At 41.5% G+C, this 2702-nt stretch carries 3 protein-coding genes and 2 pseudogenes; all 5 read right to left on the bottom strand.

From position 1 onward, the window contains the following. Nucleotides 1-443: pseudogene (locus tag ACFIJR_RS08710) on the bottom strand (hypothetical protein); the annotation flags it as partial. Between the two features lie 11 nt (nucleotides 444-454). Beyond that, entirely contained in the window at nucleotides 455-835 is a 381-nt protein-coding gene (locus ACFIJR_RS08705; RefSeq protein WP_375612646.1) for a hypothetical protein, read from the bottom strand. A gap of 11 nt (nucleotides 836-846) precedes the next feature. Continuing rightward, nucleotides 847-1227: a hypothetical protein gene (locus ACFIJR_RS08700; protein ID WP_252619690.1), complete on the bottom strand. Its 381-nt coding sequence runs from the start codon at nucleotides 1225-1227 to the stop codon at nucleotides 847-849. Nucleotides 1228-1247: 20 nt separating this feature from the next. Further along, entirely contained in the window at nucleotides 1248-2375 is a 1128-nt protein-coding gene (locus ACFIJR_RS08695; protein ID WP_375654029.1) for a N4-gp56 family major capsid protein, read from the bottom strand. A gap of 93 nt (nucleotides 2376-2468) precedes the next feature. Further along, nucleotides 2469-2702, bottom strand: a pseudogene (locus ACFIJR_RS08690) (hypothetical protein); the annotation flags it as partial.

Below are 2702 nucleotides of genomic sequence, written 5' to 3'. Positions count from 1 at the left end.
GTGGGATAAAGATGTAATTTCCTATCAAAATAACTGTAACAAACCGGCGTTCCTTGCTGCTCTGATGATAACAAAGGCTCTAAAGAAACATGGTCCTTACATTCCAAGGCAAACTTATGATGTTGATCAGAACTCAGATAAACGTTTTTGATTTTAACAGCACTTTCGATATGGCTGGTAGTGCTTGCATCATAAACACCTTGTCCCGCCCGTGTCTCAAACACCACATCACGGCTTTCGTTAAAGTAAAAGGTCTCCCGTTCACAAAAACGAATGGCTGCAAAAATGCTTTCTTGGATTTGTTGAACATACTCATCGGCTATGTCATCAATCTCATCTTGAATGACCGACACTAAGTGCGAAAGTGTTCTCTTATGACGATAAACATCTCGCTTTACAGGTATCGGTCCTCCAGTCTTAACCCGAATATAATGACGTGTCATCAAAATACCTCTCAGTGATTAGTCACAAATTCAACGACTATACTTGCTTGACCAGCTTGTACTGTTTTGTCCGCTTTAGCATAGAGAGTGACCTCTTCATCATAAGGGACAAATTCCTTCTGATTGGTGGGCTTAACCTCTTTTACTGCCTGTTGTTTGATTTCCGCTTCACCAAACTCAGTCCCTCCAGCAGTGCTGCCTATTTTGACCTTTGTGTCCGAAAATGCTGTCTTAACAAACACTTTAATCGAAGTAATCAAAGCACCACGAGGGAGGGTGCCTATCTTCATCACCTTTTCTTTATCTTCATAGCTAAAATTAAGCCGCAAAAAGCTTACCTGCTGGGTATGAAGATTTCTCCCTTGCAAGGGCTGTGGTAAATAATCTGCCATGTCTTATCCCCTCAATGATTTGTTACGAATTGCACAACCACAATACATTCACCAGCATCGGTGGTTTTGTCTCGTGTTGCATAAAGGGTCATCTCCTTATCATCTGCAACAAAAGACTTTTGATCTGTTGGCGTAAAATCTTGCGTGCCTTGGGCTTTGATGTCTTTTTCACTGAACTCATTGCCTCCATAGGTGCTGCCTATCTTTAATTTTGCCTCAGAAAATGCCGTCTTGACAAAAGCCTTCATCGAAGTGATCAAAGCGCCACGGGGTAATATCCCAATTTTCTCCGTAAGATGCTTATCTTTATGCGAGATATTTAACCGCAAAAAACTTACCTGTTGGGTATGTAGATTTCTGCCCTGTAATGGAGGGGGTAATTGATCTGCCATGTCTTGTTTCCTCCCTATGATTAATTATCAGGTTCACCACTGTAGGTGGGGATAACAATCGTTCCAAAATCTTGCGCTGCTTGAGAGCTATTTGGAAATTTGAAACGGGTTTTTTTCATGCCAATCAGTGTTTTCGCAGACAAACCATAGTAACGTTGATAGTCGAAATGCTCTTCCACCAATTTATAGCGATTGACATTGCGATTGTTCCCAAAAGCCATAACGATACTTTGTGCTCCAAGAAAAACAGCACGACGCACACTTTTTTTCGCTGTATGATCGGTAGATTTAACCCCATGAGTGACATGTTCTGATTCACGTAAAATCACACCATTATACATGCCTAAAGAACCATCAAAGATTGGGTTTTGCGCACGAGAGCCTGTGTAAGCAGCTTTCTGAATATCAAGCCACTGACCAGTATCTGTATTGGTACGCAATTGCATCACTTGTGTTGGATGCAAATAGAGAACATAAACACTCTCCCCATTCACACGTACTGGTCGAATTTTGGGATTAGCAAGTTTTGCCATTTTTACAGCTTCGTCAATAAGCTTCAAACTAAAGCTGTGTTTTGGCGCTTCACTTAGCTCTTCATCCTTGGTTTTACCATCTGGACGGATAATTCGCTTACTACTTGGTGCAAGAGGTTCATTAAATCCATAATGCACATTCTCGATATCTATCATCCGATCTTCAAAAGAGATTGTCCTTGCTGTATATCCGCAAGCTTGAATGAAAAACATCAAGCTTAAGCGATCTGCATACCAATCAACTAAGCCATCTTTTGCTTCGTCGCGCAAATCAAACGTTGTACGTTGTTGCGCTATACTACCTTCATTTTCTACACGAACTGCATGCGAAAGTTCGTCAATATATAGTCTGTCATGAAGGAATTGTAATGCCTCTTCATTCCCCTCAAGCGTCTGTCCTGAGGTAACACCCCGTCCCAAAAGCTGTGTACGTAAGCTAAATGTAACACAATCCCCTCTGCCCTTCTGTGTTTCGGTTTTAAGTTGAATAATGCTGTTTGACCCCCTGCCTATAAGAGGGGCAATAGGTATCGCCTTTGAAACTTCTGTATTTAATAATTTTGACCACGTGCTTATCGCATGAGGATCATCTGCTCTAACTGTTGTTAATGCCATTGATTTAACCTTTCTTTGCTGTAAAAAAAAACCGGCTTAAAAGCCGGACCATACCCCTGCATAAAACAGGCTAATTTCTATAAAAATGCACTCTTAATACCCGTTACCAGCACCATGCAATTGCCGAAAAATTGCTTTATTTTTCGGATTTGATATCCAAGCGTCAAATTCTTCTTCTGACATCCTATCAATGCTTGCTAAAGTGATTGGTCCAACACTCCCCCCTCCACCAGATGCCGCTAAGGTTCTCGCAGAATTCTGCCGGCTTTGAAGTTCTGCAACCTGATCGTTGGCTTGTATCGCTTTTGTCTGATAACCAAGGTTTTG

It is taken from the genome of Bartonella sp. OD88NMGDW (genome assembly GCF_042193775.1).
Lineage (GTDB): Bacteria > Pseudomonadota > Alphaproteobacteria > Rhizobiales > Rhizobiaceae > Bartonella > Bartonella grahamii.
The sequence above is the reverse complement of the archived record's forward strand: the minus strand, read 5'-3'. Positions and strand labels throughout refer to the sequence as shown.

What these genes read in the sequence shown, in the direction of transcription:
- ACFIJR_RS08700 (WP_252619690.1), bottom strand. Translation starts at nt 1,227, where the DNA reads ATGGCAGATCAATTACCCCCTCCATTACAGGGCAGAAATCTACATACC.
- ACFIJR_RS08695 (WP_375654029.1), bottom strand. Translation starts at nt 2,375, where the DNA reads ATGGCATTAACAACAGTTAGAGCAGATGATCCTCATGCGATAAGCACG.
- ACFIJR_RS08705 (WP_375612646.1), bottom strand. Translation starts at nt 835, where the DNA reads ATGGCAGATTATTTACCACAGCCCTTGCAAGGGAGAAATCTTCATACC.